Annotated in this window: 15 protein-coding genes; 7 read left to right on the top strand and 8 right to left on the bottom strand. The window is 64.4% G+C overall.

Annotated features, from left to right (window positions below; translation table 11 throughout):
* Position 1: 1 nt before the first annotated feature.
* The 3 genes from N5P29_RS18940 to N5P29_RS18950 form a co-directional block, all read right to left on the bottom strand.
* A complete protein-coding gene (locus N5P29_RS18940) occupies positions 2-1,042 on the bottom strand; it encodes a FecCD family ABC transporter permease (protein ID WP_262276325.1) in 1,041 nt (346 codons plus the stop codon).
* 65 nt (positions 1,043-1,107) lie between these two features.
* Positions 1,108-2,226 (bottom strand): FecCD family ABC transporter permease, encoded by a 1,119-nt coding sequence (locus N5P29_RS18945; protein WP_262276326.1) that lies wholly within the window; start codon positions 2,224-2,226, stop codon positions 1,108-1,110.
* A 5-nt stretch (positions 2,227-2,231) separates the two neighbouring features.
* A complete protein-coding gene (locus tag N5P29_RS18950) occupies positions 2,232-3,302 on the bottom strand; it encodes an iron-siderophore ABC transporter substrate-binding protein (RefSeq protein WP_262276327.1) in 1,071 nt (356 codons plus the stop codon).
* 448 nt (positions 3,303-3,750) lie between these two features.
* On the opposite strand from N5P29_RS18950, the gene N5P29_RS18955 reads away from it, so the two are divergent.
* Positions 3,751-4,242 carry an FBP domain-containing protein gene (locus N5P29_RS18955; protein ID WP_262276328.1) on the top strand — a complete coding sequence of 164 codons (492 nt, stop codon included), beginning with the start codon at positions 3,751-3,753 and terminating at the stop codon, positions 4,240-4,242.
* 75 nt (positions 4,243-4,317) lie between these two features.
* Here the strand turns inward: N5P29_RS18955 and N5P29_RS18960 are convergent, their stop codons facing one another.
* From N5P29_RS18960 to N5P29_RS18970, 3 genes are read right to left on the bottom strand one after another with little or no spacing between them, the layout of a single operon-like run.
* A complete protein-coding gene (locus tag N5P29_RS18960; RefSeq protein ID WP_262276329.1) occupies positions 4,318-7,782 on the bottom strand; it encodes an ATP-binding protein in 3,465 nt (1,154 codons plus the stop codon).
* Positions 7,779-8,675, bottom strand: coding sequence for a DUF4194 domain-containing protein (locus N5P29_RS18965; RefSeq protein ID WP_262276330.1), 897 nt, complete (start codon positions 8,673-8,675; stop codon positions 7,779-7,781). Before N5P29_RS18965 ends, N5P29_RS18960 begins: the two co-directional genes overlap by 4 nt.
* Positions 8,668-10,125 carry a DUF3375 family protein gene (locus N5P29_RS18970; protein WP_262276331.1) on the bottom strand — a complete coding sequence of 486 codons (1,458 nt, stop codon included), beginning with the start codon at positions 10,123-10,125 and terminating at the stop codon, positions 8,668-8,670. The genes N5P29_RS18965 and N5P29_RS18970 overlap by 8 nt, the downstream gene beginning before the upstream one ends.
* Positions 10,126-10,462: 337 nt before the next feature.
* Between N5P29_RS18970 and N5P29_RS18975 the strand changes: the two genes are divergently transcribed.
* Both N5P29_RS18975 and N5P29_RS18980 read left to right on the top strand, forming a co-directional pair.
* The gene (locus N5P29_RS18975; RefSeq protein WP_262276332.1) at positions 10,463-10,765 is read left to right on the top strand and encodes a hypothetical protein; all 303 of its coding nucleotides are present in this window, start codon (positions 10,463-10,465) and stop codon (positions 10,763-10,765) included.
* Positions 10,766-10,829: 64 nt separating this feature from the next.
* Positions 10,830-12,794, top strand: a complete 1,965-nt coding sequence (locus tag N5P29_RS18980; RefSeq protein WP_262276333.1) for an acyl-CoA dehydrogenase family protein — start codon at positions 10,830-10,832, stop codon at positions 12,792-12,794.
* 4 nt (positions 12,795-12,798) lie between these two features.
* On the opposite strand, the gene N5P29_RS18985 is transcribed toward N5P29_RS18980, so the two are convergent.
* Complete coding sequence (locus tag N5P29_RS18985; protein WP_262276334.1) at positions 12,799-13,203, bottom strand: YchJ family protein; 405 nt, start codon at positions 13,201-13,203, stop codon at positions 12,799-12,801.
* Positions 13,204-13,388: 185 nt separating this feature from the next.
* On the opposite strand from N5P29_RS18985, the gene N5P29_RS18990 reads away from it, so the two are divergent.
* Positions 13,389-14,210 (top strand): hypothetical protein, encoded by an 822-nt coding sequence (locus N5P29_RS18990; protein WP_262276335.1) that lies wholly within the window; start codon positions 13,389-13,391, stop codon positions 14,208-14,210.
* A 15-nt stretch (positions 14,211-14,225) separates the two neighbouring features.
* Here N5P29_RS18990 and N5P29_RS18995 read toward each other — a convergent pair whose 3' ends face one another.
* Positions 14,226-14,717: a flavin reductase family protein gene (locus N5P29_RS18995; protein WP_262276336.1), complete on the bottom strand. Its 492-nt coding sequence runs from the start codon at positions 14,715-14,717 to the stop codon at positions 14,226-14,228.
* 280 nt (positions 14,718-14,997) lie between these two features.
* On the opposite strand from N5P29_RS18995, the gene N5P29_RS19000 reads away from it, so the two are divergent.
* The 3 genes from N5P29_RS19000 to N5P29_RS19010 all read left to right on the top strand — a co-directional run bounded on the left by N5P29_RS19000 (position 14,998) and on the right by N5P29_RS19010 (position 17,822).
* A complete protein-coding gene (locus N5P29_RS19000; RefSeq protein ID WP_262276337.1) occupies positions 14,998-16,032 on the top strand; it encodes an aldo/keto reductase in 1,035 nt (344 codons plus the stop codon).
* A gap of 162 nt (positions 16,033-16,194) precedes the next feature.
* Positions 16,195-17,298, top strand: coding sequence for a sulfite oxidase (locus N5P29_RS19005; protein WP_262276338.1), 1,104 nt, complete (start codon positions 16,195-16,197; stop codon positions 17,296-17,298).
* A 146-nt stretch (positions 17,299-17,444) separates the two neighbouring features.
* Positions 17,445-17,822 (top strand): Hsp15 family ribosome-associated heat shock protein, encoded by a 378-nt coding sequence (locus N5P29_RS19010; RefSeq protein ID WP_262276339.1) that lies wholly within the window; start codon positions 17,445-17,447, stop codon positions 17,820-17,822.
* Positions 17,823-17,852: the final 30 nt, after the last annotated feature.

Raw genomic sequence — 17,852 nt, forward strand, 5'->3', positions numbered from 1 at the left:
GTCAGGCTTCCTTTCGGTTCGACGTGAGGAGGAGCCAGAGCAGGAACGGGGCACCGAGGGCGCCGGTGATGACGCCGACCGGGAGGACGGTTCCGTCCAGGACGAGCGGCGCGATGTTGGAGGCAAAGAAGTCGGCGGCCAACACGATCAGCGCACCCGTCAGGGCCGACGCCGGAAGGCTCGGTTTGCGCACGATGCGGCGGGCGATCGGGCCGGCGAGGAAGGCAACGAAGGCGACCGGACCGGCAGCGGCGGTTGCGACGGCGGCAAGTCCGACGGCGGTCAGCACCAGTCCCAGCCGGGTCGCGTTAACCCTGATGCCCAGTCCGGCAGCGGCGTCGTCGCCGAGTTCGAGGATGCGCAACGGGCCGGCGAGGGCAATCACTGCGGGGATCAGGATGAGCAAGGAAACCGTCAGGACGCCCGCCCGGTCCCACGTCGCGGAGTTCAATGAGCCGTTGAGCCAGATGAGGGCGTCGGCCGCGGTCCGGATATCGGCCCGGGTCATGAGGAAGTTGACCACTGCGTGCAGTGCTGCGGCGATGCCGACCCCCGCCAGGATGAGCCGGTTGCCGGCAGCGTTGCCGCGGCTGCCTCCCCCCGCGCCGGAACCCGTGCTGCGGGAAATCGCGTAGATGATGGCGGCAACCCCGAGCGCACCGCCCAGGGCTGCCCCGGACACCACGGCTCCGGAAGCACCGAAAACCACAATGGCCGTCACGGCGGCCGCGCTGGCACCATAGCTGATGCCGATGATGTCCGGGCTGGCCAACGGGTTGCGCAGCATGGTCTGGAAGAGCGCGCCGGCCAGCCCGAAGGCAATGCCGATCATGGTTCCCACCACGGCGCGCGGAAGTTTGTGCTCCATGACGATGAAGCTCGCGCCCGGAATCTTCTCCCCGCCGGTCAGGTGGTTGATGACGATCGTGAAAAAGTCCGGGATGGTCACGGTGTAGCTGCCGAGGAGCACATACACGGCGAACATCACCAGCAGCGCGAGGCCCAGGAAGAACGTGGGGCTTACTGCTCGCCGGGATGGCATTTGATGATGATGTTCGGGCCTGCGATTGTCATTAATTGCAAGCACGCCCGCGGATTTGAGGGCACTCACAGTCCAGCCCCCTTTCCGCGACGGATGAGCCAGACGAACACGGGTGCGCCGACGATCGCGGTCATGATGCCGGCGGGGACTTCGCCCGGGAGGAGGACTACCCTGCCAATGATGTCGGCGGTGATGAGCAGGATAGGGGCCGAGACCAGGGAGAACGGGAGGATCCAGCGGTAATCCGGCCCTGTCAGCAAGCGAACGGCGTGCGGGATCACCAGGCCTAGGAAGCCGATGGGCCCGGCCAGCGCAGTCGCGGAGCCACACAAGAGCACGATGCCCAAGGCCGTGATTCCACGGGCCAAACCGACGTTCTGGCCCAGGCCGCGGGCAATATCGTCACCCAGGGCCAGGCTGTTCAGGACACGTCCCGCGCCCAACACAATGAGCGCACCAATGGCCAGGAACGGCAGCGCGGGCAGCAGCACGGACCAGTCGCGCCCGCCGATGCTTCCCACCTGCCAGAAACGGAAGCGGTCCAGGGTGTCCTGGCTGGAAACAAGGATGACGTTCATAAGCGAAAACAAACCCGCGCTGAGCGCCGCACCCGCCAAGGCGAGCTTGACCGGCGTCGCACCGTCACGTCCTCGGGAGGCAATGGCATAAACCACGACGGCGGCTGCTGCGGCGCCGATGAAAGCGAACCAGATGTAACCGGTCAGCGAACCAATGCCGAACACGTAAATTCCAACGACCACGGCCAGCGCGGCCCCGGCGTTCAGGCCCAGGATGCCGGGATCGGCAAGGGGGTTGCGGGCCACGCCCTGCATGGCGGCGCCGGCCAGGCCCAGTGCGGCTCCGGCCAGCAGGCCCAGGACAGTCCGGGGAATGCGGGCCACCACCACGGCGTGGTTGCCATCTGCGGGATTGAAGTGCGTGATGGCTTCCCACACGGTATTCAGGGGAAGGCCGCGGGCGCCGATCGCCAAGGAGGCGGCACTCACCGCGGCGAGTACGACGACGGCGACCAGCAGCCAGGCGGTCCGCTTGGCTGCGCTGCGCGGCCGGGTTCCCCGTCCGGCCACGTCGCTGCTACCGGGCGCGATGCCTCGCTGGTTACCCGGCACCGAAGTGCCACCAACCCGCCCCACGGTAGCCGCCGTCGTCGTACTCAGTTTCATTGCGGTTACTTGCCCGCCACGTCAGCGGCCTGGCCCAGCTGCGGCAGGAACTTGTCCAGCGCCCACGGCAGGCTCAGCGGCGAAGAAGCGGAGATGGAGAGCGTCAGGGTCTGGTCCGAATCGGCAACCAGGGCGCCCTTCTTGATGGCCGGGATCTGGCCCAGCAGCGGGTCGGCCTTGATGGCGTCGGCCGTTGCAGCTTCCGGAACCCAGGTAACGAAGACATCGGAGGCGAGTTCGTTGGCCTTCTCAGCGGACCACGGGATGAAGAATTCCGTGTTCGACTTGGTGTTCTCCGTGACCACCGGGGCCAGCTTCATGCCGATCTCGGAGAGGAAGCGGGGGCGGTTGTCGATGGCGGTGTAGACGTTGGCGCCGTCGCCCTTGGCGGGCTCAAGGTTGCCGTAGATGAAGGTCTTGTCCTTGATCTGCGGGTACTTGGAGACCTTGTCCTTGATGGTGGCCTCGGTGTCCTCGATCAGCTTCTTGGCTTCGGTTTCCTTGCCCAGCGCCTTGCCGATCAGGGTGGTGCTTTCCTGCCACGGCGTGCCGTAGGCCAATTCCGGCTGCGCCACGACGGGGGCGATTTCGCTGAGCTTCTTGTAGTCAGCCTCTTCCAGGCCCGAGTAGGCAGCCAGGATGACGTCCGGATTGAGCTTGGCGATCTCGGTGAAGTTGATGCCATCGGCCTCGGAGAACTGGACCGGGGCCTTGTCAGTACCGAAACCGGCGCCGAGCTTCTCGAGGGCTGCGTCCTTCCACGGCGTGGAGCCCTTGTCGTTGTTGCCCCACTCGTTCTTCGGAACGCCGACCGGCACTACGCCCAAGGCGAGGGCGACGTCGTCGTTGACCCACGAAACGGTGACAACACGCTTGGGCTGTTCCTTGATGGTGGTCTCGCCGAAGACGTTCTTGATGGTGACGGGGAAGGCGGCGGACTCAGCCTGCTCGGACGCCGGTGTCGAGGTGGCCGGACCAGTGGAGCAGCCGGTGAGGGAAAGGGCGACGGCGGCCAAAGCGGCCGTCGCGGTACCTGCGGTCTTGAGCAGGGCGCGGCGTGGAAGAAGGGAAGCCACGGGACTCCTTAGGTAAGTGATGCGAACCTAAGTAAGGCTAGCCTACCCTCCGGACAATTACGAAACGTTTGCGTCACGTAATCTCCTCCACCTGCAACGCGGGGTCACTTATGGCCCATGTTTGGGGCTCCAATGGGCCATATTTGACCCCGCGTTGCTTTCTGGTGGGGTTAGGATGTTGAGGGCGGACTACCGCTTCTTTGAAAACGACGAGGGGATGAGCGTGCACACTTCAGTTGCTGCAGCCATGGTTGGCGAGGTGGCCGTTTCGGCCTGCTTGGCCCACCCCGTCGCGTCGGAACCAGCCAAGTAGCGCCCAAAAACACCAACATCAGTTGGGCTTCTTTTAGCGCGCCCTTGTTCTTATCTTTGGTGACCGACGGCCCAGTGCCACCCGCAGCGCCAGGCGCGCTGCCGACGTCGACCATTTTTCGAAAGAAGCATTGCCATGCAGAAAATTACTTCCCAACAAATCCGCTCATCTTTCATCAACGCCAGCCGCTCCGAGGCTGCCAAGGCCAACCTTCCGCGCGACTTCGACGCCATCGACTGGGACAAACTCGAGTTCCTGGGATGGCGCGACGAGAAAATGCCCCAGCGCGGTTACCTCGTGGTTCCGTACCGGGGAAAGCTCACCGGGATCATGCTCCGCGCGCCCGAAGGAGGGTCCGGCAAGAAGCGCGTGGTGCTCTGCGAACTGTGCCGGGACGTCTTCTCCAAGGACGACGTCTACCTCTGGGTTGCCAGGAAGGCCGGGCAATCCGGCAAGGACGGCAACACTGTGGGCACCCTGATCTGCGCGGAGTTCGGTTGCAGCGCCAATGTGCGCAAAGAACCGCCGGTCAATGAGATCAATCCGGACCCGGCAGCCGTGGTCCTGAAGCAGATCGCAGGGCTGGAGTCCCGGACCGCGCAGTTCCTGGACCGCGTCCGCAGCTAGACAGCAAAGCAACGCGGGGTCACTTATGGCCCATAAAGGGCCTACCAAAGGGCCATAAGTGACCCCGCGTTGCTTCTAGCGGAGGACGATATCGACCGGGTTGGCTTCGGAGCGCCAGGCTCCGGGCTCACCCTGCCCGGAAATGACCGGCGCCGTGAGAACGCCGGAACGGTTGGTGCGCTTATCCCGCAGGATCTCCGTGACTGAGCCCAGGTGCCGGGAGAGGTCGATCACGTTCTCCGGGGCGGCCAGCAGCAACTGGAAGCCAAACTCGTGAAGCGCCTTGATGCCTGCACCCGCGAATTCCTCGGAAGCCAACACAAAAGCCTCGTCCATCATCACGGTGCCGTACGTGGTGAAGCCTTGCTCGGCGATGCCCAACTGGTAGCTCAATGCCGCCGCCATGATGAACGCGGTAAACCGTTGACGCTCACCGCCGGACATCGAGCCGGTATCGGCATGCATGAACACTTCGGTCTTCTTCTTGCCTGCTTTGCTGTTCTTGCCCGGTGCGACCTCGCGGTGTTCCTTGCACTGGATGAAGACGTGCCCACGAACATCCAACACTTCAGCACGCCAGCGTCGGTCCTCAGGTGTCTGGGATCCGAGCCGCTTCACCAGGGTTTCCAAGGACTTGTAGCGGGCGGTGAGCTCGGCGTCGTCGTCGGTTTCTACCGAACCCGCGGCCGCAGCGGAACGGGACGGCCGCGTGTGCTTGGTCTTCAAGGCGTTCTGGATGGCATCCTTGAATACCTTGGCCGTCGCGGGCAGTGTCTGCTTGATGTCCAGTTCCAGGAAGCTGCCCTCGTGGAAATTGACCTCCGACAAGATGCCGTTGAGGGGAAGGATGCGGCTGGTGATGCTGCGCCGCTCCTCATCCAGCAAATGCAGGAGCGTGCTGAAGGACTCGTGCGTGCGCTGGTTGAAGAACAGCCGGAACTCGGCCTCCTGCGCGGGCAGGCCATCGCTGACGATTGCGTGGTAGCGGGCCTCGAAGTCCCCGGCCGCGGCGATCGAGGTGCCGTGGTCGGCGCTGATGGCGCTCCCCCAGTCGCGGACGAAGGCCTCGAACATGCGGGTCAGCCGTTCGGCGGTGGCCTGGCCCCGGGATTCCGCGGCATGTAGTTCGTCAAGGAGCTTGTTGCGGACACTGTTGGCAAGGTTGTCCAGCTCGTGCAGTTCGGAGACGTCCGCGGCGCCGGCAAAGTACGGTTCCAGCGCCGTGACGGTGGAGGCCGACGGCGGTGACTGCTCGAGCTTGAGCCTCGCCGCGTCGAGGAGGCCGTCAGCCGTGGTCATCTGGTGGTCGAGCGCTTTGTATTCGCTCTGCAGCACAGCTGCGACGCCTGTGGAGGACTGGTGCTTTTCGCGGACCGTTTCGATGTTGTCGCGCAACGGTTCAAGGTCAGCTTGGGCGGCCAGGGCATCGACCAGGCGCTGCTCAATCCGCGCCAGCTCCTCGGCTGCAACATCGGCGGAAACCTGCTCCCACGGCCGCTCATCTTCAGCTACGCGACGCAGGGCCTCCAGCTGGCGTGCCATGCCCTGGTGCGAATCCTCGCGGCTTTGCGCCAGCTCCGCGGCCTTTGCAAGCTCGTTTTCCAGCTCGCCAACGCGGGCCGCTACCAGCTCCAGCTTGGAGGCGTTGTCAAAGCCCAGAACGTAGTCCTGCCGGCTGGTGAAGCGATCGTCCTTCTCCACGGTGTGCCGGTTCCGCTTGACCACGCCGCCCAGGCTCAGACCCTTGTCCATCGCAGCGAGCTCGTCCGGGTTTTCGACGCACGGGTAGGCGAAGTCGAGGGCGATCCGCTCGCGGATCCATTCCCCGGCGTCGGCGTTCGCACCCGAGGTGAGGATGCTCAGCTTGGTCAAGAGGTCGCCGTCGGACACGTCCTCCACAGCCAGCGCGCCACCGGCGAGCGGCTTGGAAACATCCACCGCGCGCAGCGCTCCGCGGACAGTGTTGTCGTTCAAATACCGGGTCACCGCAGCGAAGTGCTCGCCCGGAACCAGCAATGTGGTAGCGAGGTTCCGCAGGGCCCGCTCGGCGGCGGGACGCCACTGGTCCTGCCCCTCGGCGAGGTCGATCAGCTCGCCGCCAAACGGCATCCGCTCTTCGGGAACGCCCGTGGCGGCCGCGATGGCCGCCCTGTTCTCAATGCTCGACGGCGGCAGCAGGGACTTGCGCGACCGCAGGGACAGCAGCTCCTGCTGGGCTGCCGCAAGTTCGCGCTTCTTGGTTGCGTGGCCGTCGAAAGCTTCGAAGCGGAGTTCCTTCAAGGCCTCCGAATCGTCCTTCAGCTCGATGGAGCGGGCTGCTGCCTGCTCGTGCGCCTGGTCCCAGCCCTCGGCGGACCATTCCAGGTTCAACCCGGCGTCCGTCAGTGCCTTCTTGGCCGAATCTTCAACCTGCTTGCGCAGTTTCAAACCGACCTTGGCGTTCTCCAAGGCCTGCTCGATAGCCGAAATGGCGTTGCCGCCCCGGTTGTTGTAGTCCAGCTCAAGGTCGCGCAGCTCCTTGGCCAAGGCGTCACGCACCACACGCTCTGCGGCGAGTTCCTGCGCCTTGGACTGCGCCAATTCCTTGAAGCGGGCCAACGTCTTGGCATGCACCGTGACGGCGAGCTGCTGTTTGTAGGCCTCAAACTCCTCGCCGGCCAGCTCGCGGAGACGGTTGGCATCCAGTAGAGCCTGCGCGTACTCCTTGTTCAGCGCAGGCACCGGAGCCAACTGGTCGCGCTGCAGGCGAACATCCTCCAGCCGTTGCCGGATGGACATCAGGTTGCTGAATTCTTCCACCACATCATCCGCAGCAGCCAACGTGGCCGGGGCGTCCAGGACCTGGTCACGGAAGAAGGTATTGACGCTGCCGCCCAAGCCCTTGCCCGCCTGGATCACACGCAATAACGGGAGCGCCTGGTCGGAGTTGATACCGAGCAGGCGGCGGAAGCGCTCGGCGAAAGCCTTGTGGACGTCGAAAACCTGGCCGTCAGGGAAAATCCCCTCCAGAGCGCCCTTGGTGAACCGCTTCTGCGCGATGCCCTCGATCGCCTCGAGATCCAGCGGCTTGCTGTCAATCACATAGAAACGCCCGACGCTGGACTCCGTGCCGTTCTTTGGCAGGTCGAACAGCGCCGATATCGTCACCTTGGTGCCGGCGGCGTTATCAAACGTGAGGGCGACGGCGGACCACGTGGCACCGGGGCGCTGGAAGGCACTGGCCGAGCTATCCCCTACCGCCTTATCACCAACCTTGCCGCGCATGTAGGTGAAGGTGGTCCTCTTGTCCTCCACAGCCCCGCCGGCACGCTGGGCAGCGGCCTCATTGGAGCGCGGACGGGCATCGAAAACGCGAAGCATCGCATCAAAGAGCGTCGACTTGCCCACGCCCGAGTTACCGGTGAGCAGCGTCCCCTTGCGGTCCACGTGCATGGTGTGGGCGCCATGGAACGTACCCCAGTTGACCACCTGGACCAGTGCCAGGCGCATCTGGCCGGGGTTAGTCAGTTCGCCGAGCGGGAGCATGCTTGCGATAGTCACTTCGTGGTCCCTTCAGCGTTGGTTGCGTCCGCGTCGGCTCGCACGTCACCGTCGGCGTCGTCATCCGTGTCCTCGTTCGAATCGGAGAGCTCCAGCAGGGGCTCCGTGCCGGATTCGTCTGTTCCTACTGCCACCAGGGCTTCGATGTGGGCCGGGATGTCGCCGATGTTTTCGAAGGGGAGGGCCAGAGGGAGGGCGTTGCTGATGGTGTACGTATCGTCCAACGGGGTGGGGAGGAGCAGTTGGCGGGCCAGGAGTTTGGTGATGGTGCGGGTCACGACGTCGGAGTCGCGCAGGGCATCTTGCTGGCCGGCCGGGGTGTAGTTCGCCACGAGGTCGGAGATCTCTTCGCGGGTGATCGTCGGGTCGGTCTGGGCTGTGACGTGGCGGTCCAGGAGGAGGCGCAGGCGGAGCAGCACGATGGTTTCCACACGGCTGAGGGCACGCTGCTGGCGCAGGATGCTGGAGCGGGAGCTGGCCCCAACGATTTCCGGATCAACCGGCCGAAGCACGGCGATCTTGCGGTCGTGGTCCAGTTGCAGGGTGAGGAAGAGCTCGGACAGGCGGCTGCGGAGGATCAACTGGTTGTCCAAAAGGGTGGTCCACAGTTTCTCGTCGCGGCCACCGTCAATGTAGGGACCCTTGAGGAGCTTCACCAGGGCATGGCGGACCTTCATGGGGAGCACGCCGGTATCGCCCGGGAAGAGTGCGGCGCCGTCCACGAAGGTATCCCGCGGCGTGATGCGGAAGGGGTCCACGTGCCCGGCCGCGGTCCCGGCCGCCTCTTCGGTGACCTCATCCGGGCCGGTGACTTCGTCGGTATTTGTGACCTCATCCGGGCCAGTGACGTCCTCCTCAAGGGTGACGTCCGTCGTCGTGATGTCCTCAGTCATTGGAATCCTCATTCAGCGTGACGACCGGCAGGTACGCCGTGCGCATGCTGCCGTCGATTTGTTCGAAGTCGATGTGTTCCCACGCGGCGCGGTCGAAGGCTGCGCCGCCCTGAAGCGCCAGGGACAGGAGCGTCCGGACGCTGTTGATGTGCCGTTCTTCGGCGGGCAGGTTTTCCCACGCCTCACCAATGGTTGCCGAACCCGCCATGGCAGCACGCACGACGGCGGGCCGCGCCTTGCCGGTGCGCGCCGAACGGATCCGGTCCGAGTCGCTGAACGCGATGGGGTCGGCCAGCCGTGGGGGTGTCGCGAACTCGTCCGGGTCAAAGAGCTTGACCATGGCCAGTGATTCAAAACCCGCGTTGAACAGCACCGGTCCGGGGATAAGGCCCGGCCTGTCACGCTCGTAGGGCAGGGAACGGATGGCTTGCTCGGCCTCGGCCAGGACCTTGCGGAGGCTGACCGACTGCCGGATGTCGTCGCTCTGGATGTAGGTGTTGAGGCTCTCGGAGAGCTTGCCGTAAATCCGCTGGATCTGGCTGTGCTGGTAACGCAGTTCGGCCACGAGGTTTTTCAGTGTTTCGCGGTCCTCGTGCGACAGATCATCCGCGAACTGCCGGCTGAGGACCTCGCCGATCGCCGATCGGAAACGAAGCTGCTGCTGCGGATCCTCCAGGAAGGCCGTAAACGAGCGGAACGTACGCCCTTCCGGGCTCTGCCGCAGCCGTTTGTCCGCTTCCAAAACCTGCGCCATGGTGGCGCCCTTGCTGAGGGACTCTTCAATGATCTGGTTGCGGAGTTCACCCACCAGTTCCTCGATGCGGTCACGCATTTTCTTGTAGTCCGCGGGAAGGCTGGCGGCCAGGTCGAGGATGTTGCCCGCGGCTTCCACGGCTTCCTCGTCATCCAGCAGGCCATCGAACTCGCCGGAACTGATGTCTTCCACCAGCTGCTGGCGCTCCTGGATTTCCTCTTCCAGAACTTCCAGGCGGGCGCTTTGGTCCGGGTTGGTTTCGTTGGCGAGCTTCTCCACATCGCCAAGCAGGGTGCCCAGTCGTGACCCGTTGAGTGTGGAACGTTCGCTTGACAGGCTGTCGAGGAACGCGAGCACGCGGGCCGCCGGTTCCGTGACTTCGTAGACGATCTGGCCGGATTGGTTACGACGGGTCAGGAACTGCTTGCGTGTCCATTCGTCGCCGAATGACTTGCCGTTTTGCTGCCCGCCGAGCACGGGATCCTGGCGACGGAGCTGCTCAAGGAAAGCGTCGACGTCGGCATGGAACTCTTCGAGCGGAAGTTGCGGCCTGGTGCGGGTGAAGGAAGCCTGGAGGACGGCTATAACCCACGGCGCCGAGCGGGTCAGGGCCCATGGGGGGCCCTTCGTCAGCTGCTCGAGGTCGCGGAGCCTCGCGCCTATGGCATCGGCCGAGGACATGGCTGAACGGGACAACTACTCTCCTTCAGCTGCTGCGAAACCTGGCTGGCAGCGGAAACTGCCCCGTACAAGGTTAACGCAGAGCGTCGAGGCGGCGTCGAGCGGGCCGGACGTGCCGGCGTCGAGCGGGCCGGACGTGCCGGCGTCGAGCGGGCCGGACGTGCCGGCGTCGCGCGTCTGCCGCAAGGGCCCGCAACCATTCCGTGACTTACCCTTCGGTACTGTTTCGATCGGATATCAACGCCGCGAAGACGCGCGTCAGCGCTGGCCGGAAAGCAACCCCGCCCCTAATGTCAGATCATCGACGCAACCACGCCGCGTCGACCCACGCAATGTCGCTCCGGGGGGAACCATGGATTTCGATGTCACTGCGCTTGAAACGGGCACTTACGTAGTTATTGGGACGCTGTTATTCGCTGTCATTCTGGCTGCTTTCATTGCCGCCGCAGCGATGGCAACGATTGTTCTTATCGGCGCCATGGGCATGGTCTGGTACACCGTCAAGGGTGTCCTGGGTGGCCTGGTCCACGGCATCAATTTCGCGTGGGACCGTTTGGTCCACCACGCCGTACAAGTGGAAATTCCGGCAGAATTCCAGCCGCAGGTTTCCTCTGGCACGGGTAGCTACCCGCGGGTAGCATTGAGGGACAGCTGAAGGGTTCCCACCCACGGCGGACCCTGGCTCCACCACCGGCACAACCGGTTAAAGGAGTTGTCCCATGACGTCCGCTACTGACAACAGCCTCACCGCCGCCAGCGTCAACGCCACAGCAGAAGAAGCCCGCGCCGTCGCCGAAGCCGCACGCGAAACCGAATGGAACCGGCCGAGCTTCGCCAAGGGCTTGTACCTGGGCAGCTTCGACCTCAGCCTGATCCATCCCTGGCCGCAAGCCAAGGCGGAGGACGTGGAGCGCGGCGAAGAATTCATGGCCCGGTTGCTCGCTTTCGCCAAGACACTGTCCGGACGGGTGATTGAACGCGATGCCCGGATTCCGGACGAATACCTGGCAGGACTGGCCGAACTTGGCGTGTTCGGGATGAAGATCCCGCGCGAATACGGCGGCCTGGGCTTGTCGCTGGTCTACTACGGCCGGGCGCTTGCCCTTTTAGGTTCGGTCCATCCAAGCTTGGGTGCGTTGATTTCCGCCCACCAGTCAATCGGCGTTCCCGAGCCGGTCAAGGAATTCGGCACGCCGGAACAGAAGAAGGAATACCTCCCGCGCTGCGCCGCCGGCGCCATCACGGCGTTCCTCCTGACAGAGCCCGACGTCGGCAGCGACCCCGCGCGCATGGGCGCCACTGCCGTACTGTCCGACGACGGCGGTTCTTACGTTTTGGACGGCGTGAAGCTGTGGACCACCAACGGTGTCATTGCCGAACTCGTGGTGGTCATGGCCCGCGTTCCCGCCCACACCGATACCGACGGAACCGAGCACAAGGGCGGCATCTCGGCGTTCGTCGTGGAGATGGACTCGCCCGGCATCACCGTGGAAAACCGCAACGCCTTCATGGGGCTGCGCGGCATCGAGAACGGCGTGACGCGTTTCCACCGGGTGCGCGTGCCTGCCGCCAACCGGTTGGGACGCGAAGGCCAAGGACTGAAGATCGCCCTGACCACGCTCAACACCGGGCGGTTGTCCATCCCGGGGCTCTGTGTAGCCGCCGGGAAGTGGAGCCTCAAGATCGCCCGCGAGTGGTCCAACGCGCGCACCCAGTGGGGCCGCCCAGTGGGCAAGCATGAGGCCGTGGGCAAGAAAATCGCCTTCATCGCTGCCACCACTTTTGCCTTGGAAGCAGTGTTCGAGCTGTCCGCCGAGATGGCCGACGCCGGACAGAAGGACGTACGCATCGAGGCCGCCTTGGCCAAGCTGTGGTCCACCGAACTGAGCTGCCGGATTGCCGATGAGCTGGTGCAGATCCGTGGAGGCCGGGGCTTCGAAACCGCCGACTCCCTGGAAGCACGTGGCGAGCGGGCGGTTCCTGCCGAACAGCTGCTTCGAGATCTTCGCATCAACAGGATCTTCGAGGGTTCCAGCGAGATCATGAAACTGCTGATCGCCCGCGAAGCCGTGGACGCCCACCTTGCCGCGGCCGGCGACCTCGCCTCAGTGGATGCGAGCCTGCAGGACAAGGCGAGGGCCGCCGTCGGCGCTTCCGGCTTTTACGCGAGGTGGCTGCCCAAACTGGTTGCGGGTGCGGGCATGGATCCACGGTCCTACGCCGAATTCGGGCGTCTGGGGAAGCAGCTGCGGTTTGTTGAGCGGTCCTCCCGTCGACTGGCCCGGCAGACGTTCTACGGGATGGGGCGATGGCAGGCCAAGCTCGAATACAAGCAGGCATTCCTGGGCAGGATCGTCGACATCGGGGCGGAGCTGTTCGCTATGGCAGCCTGCTGCTCGCGCGCCGAGGCGCTGCTGCGGACCCACCCCGAACAGGGCGCCCCCGCCTTTGAATTGGCCGAGGCCTTCTGCGAACAGGCCCGCGTGCGGGTTGACGAATACTTCGACCAGCTGTGGAGGAATACCGACGACGGCGACCACGACCTCTCACGCAAGGTCCTGGCCGGCGACTACACCTGGATGGAGGCCGGAATCCTGGACCAGTCCGAAGGAACAGGCCCCTGGATCGGCGACGCCTCCCCCGGCGCTTCGACCAAGGAGAACCTCCACCGCAAGTATCGGTAACCAGCTAGCGGACGTCCCCGTCCACGTAGTACCAACGCTTGCCTTCCCGCACGAAACGGCTGATTTCGCGCTGGACTCCGCGTTCGCCGTCGGACCTGTAGTGGGCTGCGAACTCAACGATCCCGTCGGAATCCAGTGGTCCGCCGTTGCTTGTGCCGAGGATATCCAGCCTGCGCCACTCAACGTCCGGATCGAGATCCATGGACGCCGGGCGGGTACTCGGATGCCATGTGCGGATCAGGTATCCGGGATCGAGGACCACGAATGCCGAATACCGGGAGCGCATGAGTTGCTCCGCCGTGGGCGCCTCAGCGTCGCCGCGATGGAACCGGCCGCAACAGTCGCTGTACTGTTCGCCGGAAAGGCAGGGGCATGAGCCGTTGCGGAGCCGGGTGGTGTCAGGGGTCACGACGCGCCAATCTGGGCTGGAAATGAGAGCTGGGCAACATATTTTCCCATGCCATATAACAGCTTCGAAACAACCCTGCCCGAGTGGGCTGCGGCGCGTGATTCCGTCGGTGCGGGACCTTAGGCTTGATAAGCAAGTTGGGTGGGCACTGCGCGCATCGCACAACGACGGCCAGGGGAGGCTAAGTGGAGGATCCGACAACACTCGCCATCAACCTGACGTACTTGGGGACGCTGGGCCTGGCAGTGCTGATGTTCCTGGGCCTTGGGCTGGTCATCATCATCACCTTGGTGGTTGCCGGAGTGGGACGGCTGATATCCGTCATTCTCCTGGCGTTGATCGGGATCTTCCCCAAGAAGGACAACACGCCCATCGTGCACCTTCCTGCGCAACCTGGTTACGCCCCGGACCCCGCCTTTGACGAGGACGGCGATGTGGAACCGGAGGCGGCGCCTGTCGCTGTCCCGGCCGGCGTTGCTGCGGCTGCCGTCGCGGAGCCTGCTGGCGTTGCTGCTGCTCCCGTCGCGGAGCCTGCTGGCGTTGCTGCTGCTCCCGTCGCGGAGCCTGCGGCTCCGGCGGTCGTCAAGGATGGCGCGTTGAAGACCAAGGCGAACCCGCGGAAGCTGCCCAAACCGGCAGAGGTCAAGTCAGCGGTCGAACACCAGACCGCGCACCACCCGATTGTTGTGGCCGCTACCAAGGAACCGCCTGTTCTCGCGAAGGATTGGGCCGACGCAGTTGCTGAAGCAGACCGCCGTGAAGCCGAGCGCGCCAAGGCCCAACAGCCGCCGCCCATCAGGGTGACGGTCCGGGACCTGGACGAGCCCGCGCCGTCGTCGAACGGCCAGAAGCCGGCGCCCGCAGCGAATGGCGCGAACACCGGCAGCCCCGCGAGCCCGGCCAAAAAACAGAACCCCGGTGCTTCCGCAAAAGGAAAGCCTCAGGTTCCTGCCCAAAAAAATCCCGGCCAAAAAGATTCGCTCAGCGGCGTCTCCCGCAACTCCTAGCGTGGGCGGCTGGTGCTATGCAGCCAACTGACGGAATGCGGCGCCGTGGTAGATCAGGGGCTTGGACTCAAGGTTGACGTTGGTTGCCTTGACCTCAAGAACAACTATCGCGTGATCGCCGGCAGGAGTCTCAGAGACGATTTCGCATTCGAAGCCCAGCACGGCACCATCGATCAGGACGGCACCTGAGTCGCTGACGCTGGTATCGAGTCCGGCGAAGCGGTCCCGCGTTTTCGACGCCAGCTGGAGGGCGTGGGCCTCCTGTCCTTCCGCGAGGACCGAAACGCCAAGCCGCTGGGCCTGGCGCAACCTGGGCCAGGTGGTGGACGAGTTCTGGACCGCGAACATGACCAGCGGCGGCTCCAGTGAGACACCCACTGTGAAGGACGATGCCACCAGGGCTTCCGGTGTGAAGTCAACCATCGCACTGAAGGCTGCCACTCCCGACGGGAACTGCGCAAAGGCCGCCTTGATGGCCGCCGTTTCTTCCACTGTGGTCTGTGTCATCCCGCTGTCCCTTTCGTGCGTTTTCCTGAGTTCCTTTCCCATAATTCACGTGCTTGGACGAACGGCAATATTTGTTGATTCGCAAGTCATTTGTGTTGCCGTGTGTCAAGAAATGTCGCGAAGTATGGCCCCTTCCGTTACTCCGCAAGACGAAAAGCGAAGAACTTCTACCATTTGCGTTTATGCCCAACCGGGCCGTGTGTAGCCTCGATTGAACACCCCGTCCACGGCCAATGCCCCGGCCTGGACACCAAGCACTATCCCTCCACAGGAAGCCGACATGAGCCTCAACGAGCTACGAACGCTTGGACGCACTGGCGCCCTGATCAGCCCGCTCACGCTGGGTACCCTGAACTTCGGCACCGGCGCCGCTCCCACGGGTCCGGCAGAAAGCATCCGGATCATCAAGGCCGCCCTCGACGCAGGGATCACCAGCGTCGACACAGCCGACATCTACTCCCAGGGCGAGTCCGAAACCGTGGTCGGCCAGGCCATTCACAGCCGCCGCGACGACGTCTTCCTCGCCACCAAGTTCCACGGCCAAATGGGCTCCAACCCCGCGCACGCCGGCAACTCCCGGCGCTGGATAGTCCGTGCCGTCGAGGACAGTCTGCGACGACTGAACACCGACAGGATCGACCTCTACCAGGCGCACCGTCCGGACTACAACACCGACCTGCTGGAAACCATTACCGCCCTCAACGACCTCATCCGCCAGGGCAAGATCCTGTACTACGGCACTTCCGTGTTCAGCCCTGCCCAGCTGGTCGAAGCCCAGTGGATCGCCAACACCAACCATCTGACCCCGCCGGTAGTGGACCAGGTTCCCTATTCGCTCCTGGTGCGTGCCAACGAACGCGACGTCCTGCCCATCACCCAGCAGTACGGCGTCGGGGTTTTGAGTTACGGACCGCTCGACGGCGGCTGGCTCGCCGGCGGCTACCGCGTCGGGGCCGGGCAGCCCGAGAGCTCGCGCTTCTCCGCGCTTCCCGGCCGGTTCGACGTGACCGCGCCCTTCAACCAAGGCAAGCTGCACGCAGCAGACGCGCTGGCACAGCTCGCAGCACGTCACGGCCTGACCCTCATTCAGCTGGCGGTTGCTTTTGCGTTGAACCACCCCGCGGTGACCAGCGTGATTATCGGACCGCGGACAGAGGAGCACCTGACGGATTACCTGAAGGCGGCTGATATGGTGCTCAGCGAAGCAATCCTCGATGAGATCGACGACATCGTGGCGCCGGCCGTCAACTTCCTGGAGCGCGACGCCGGCACCGTAGCACCCCACCTCGAGTACCCAGAACTACGACGCCGGTAGCCCCCTTCCGTTGTGGGGCCCGTTCTGCACGCTATAGCCATGCGTTTGCGCGCAGAGCAGGCCTCGCAAGGAGCTATTGACGGGTCTTGGCCGTGGCGTGATCCTTGAGCTAAGTGCTGCGGCACTCCGCAGCGTTTCACTTCCAGTAGAACGCCGCCGTCCATGTCCAAGAATCACACGAAACAAAAGGCTGCACAGGCCGCCAGGTCAGGGCAACCCACCGAAGGCCCCCTGACCCACGAGGAACTTCTGCTCTCGGGGCGGAACCACTCCATGCCCTTGGAAGCCTTGCACGAGGACATCACTCCGGCCGGGCTCCATTACCTGTTGATCCACTTCGACATCCCGCTCGTGTCCGCCGAATCCTGGCGGTTGAGGTTGGGCGGGGCCGTGCACCGCAGCCTGGAGCTGAGCCTCGACGACATCAAGGCCCGGCCCGCCGTCACCATGCCCGTAACTCTTGAATGTGCGGGTAATGGGCGCTCACTGCTCCAACCTCGGCCCCTGAGCCAGCCCTGGGTACTCGGCGCAGTGGGCACGGCCGAGTGGACCGGGGCCCCGTTGGCACCCCTGCTGGAGGAGGCAGGTTTGGCGCGTGACGCCGTCGAACTCGTTTTTACAGGTGCCGACAGCGGCATCCAAGGCGGGGTTGAAGAGCCGTATGCCCGGAGTCTTTCGATCGAAGAGGCCATGCATCCCGAAGTCATGCTGGCCTACGCCATGAACGGCCAACCCTTGCCGCCGCAGCACGGCTTTCCCTTGAGGCTGCTGGTGCCGGGGTGGTACGGGATGGCCAGTGTGAAGTGGCTGGCTTCCATCGAGGCAGTGAGGTCGAGGTTCACAGGTTGGCAGCAGTCCGTGGCTTACCACTACCTGCAGGGGCCAGATGGGCCGGGTCTGCCCGTTTCCCACATCCGGGTTCGTTCACTGATGGTGCCGCCGGGAATACCCGACTTTTTCACGCGCCGCCGCGTCGTGGACGCCGGTCCGGTGATGCTGGAAGGGCGCGCATGGTCCGGTCACGGCGAAGTGGAACGGGTGGAAGTGGGAATCGACGGGGAATGGATGCCCGCGCACCTCGAACCGGCGCTGGGCGACTTCGCATGGCGGCGGTGGTCCATGGTGTGGGTGGCCAGTCCGGGTGAGCATGTGCTGCGGTGCCGGGCGATGGATACGTCGGGCGCGTTGCAGTCGACCGAGCAGGTGTGGAACTACCAAGGACTGGGGAACAACATGGCGCAGCGGGTGGAGGTGACGGTGCGGTAGCTGGTTGCGGTGGTTGCTCGGGCTGGTTGCGCCGGTTGCGCCGAGGTCGCTGGAACACTGCGAGTACTCCGGGAAACTTCCAGCGAATTCGACGCTTTCCCGCGTCCTCGCAGTGCGCTTGCCGCCCCGTTAGACTCGATCCAATCATGAGTATCCCGTCATCATCCCCAGCGAACGTCCGCGTTGATGCCTGGTTGTGGGCCATCCGTGCCTACAAGACGCGCTCCGCGGCTACTGCTGCCTGCCGCGCCGGGCATATCCGGATCAATGGAAACCCCGTGAAGGCCTCCCAAAGCGTGATCATCGGCGACACCATCCGCATCCGCGAGTCCGGCTGGGAACGGATCCTCGAAGTCCGGCGGCTTATCGCAAAACGCGTTGGTGCCGAGGCCGCATCGCACTGCTTCACCGACCACACTCCCCCGCGCCCGGTGGCCCCCAAGCTCGGCCTGCCCCAGCGCGACCGCGGCGCCGGCCGACCCACCAAGAAGGACCGTCGCGACATGGAGAAACTGCGCGGCTGACCCTGCGGTGTTTAGCTTAGATTTTGCTGG

This window comes from Paenarthrobacter sp. JL.01a, assembly GCF_025452095.1.
Lineage (GTDB): Bacteria > Actinomycetota > Actinomycetes > Actinomycetales > Micrococcaceae > Arthrobacter.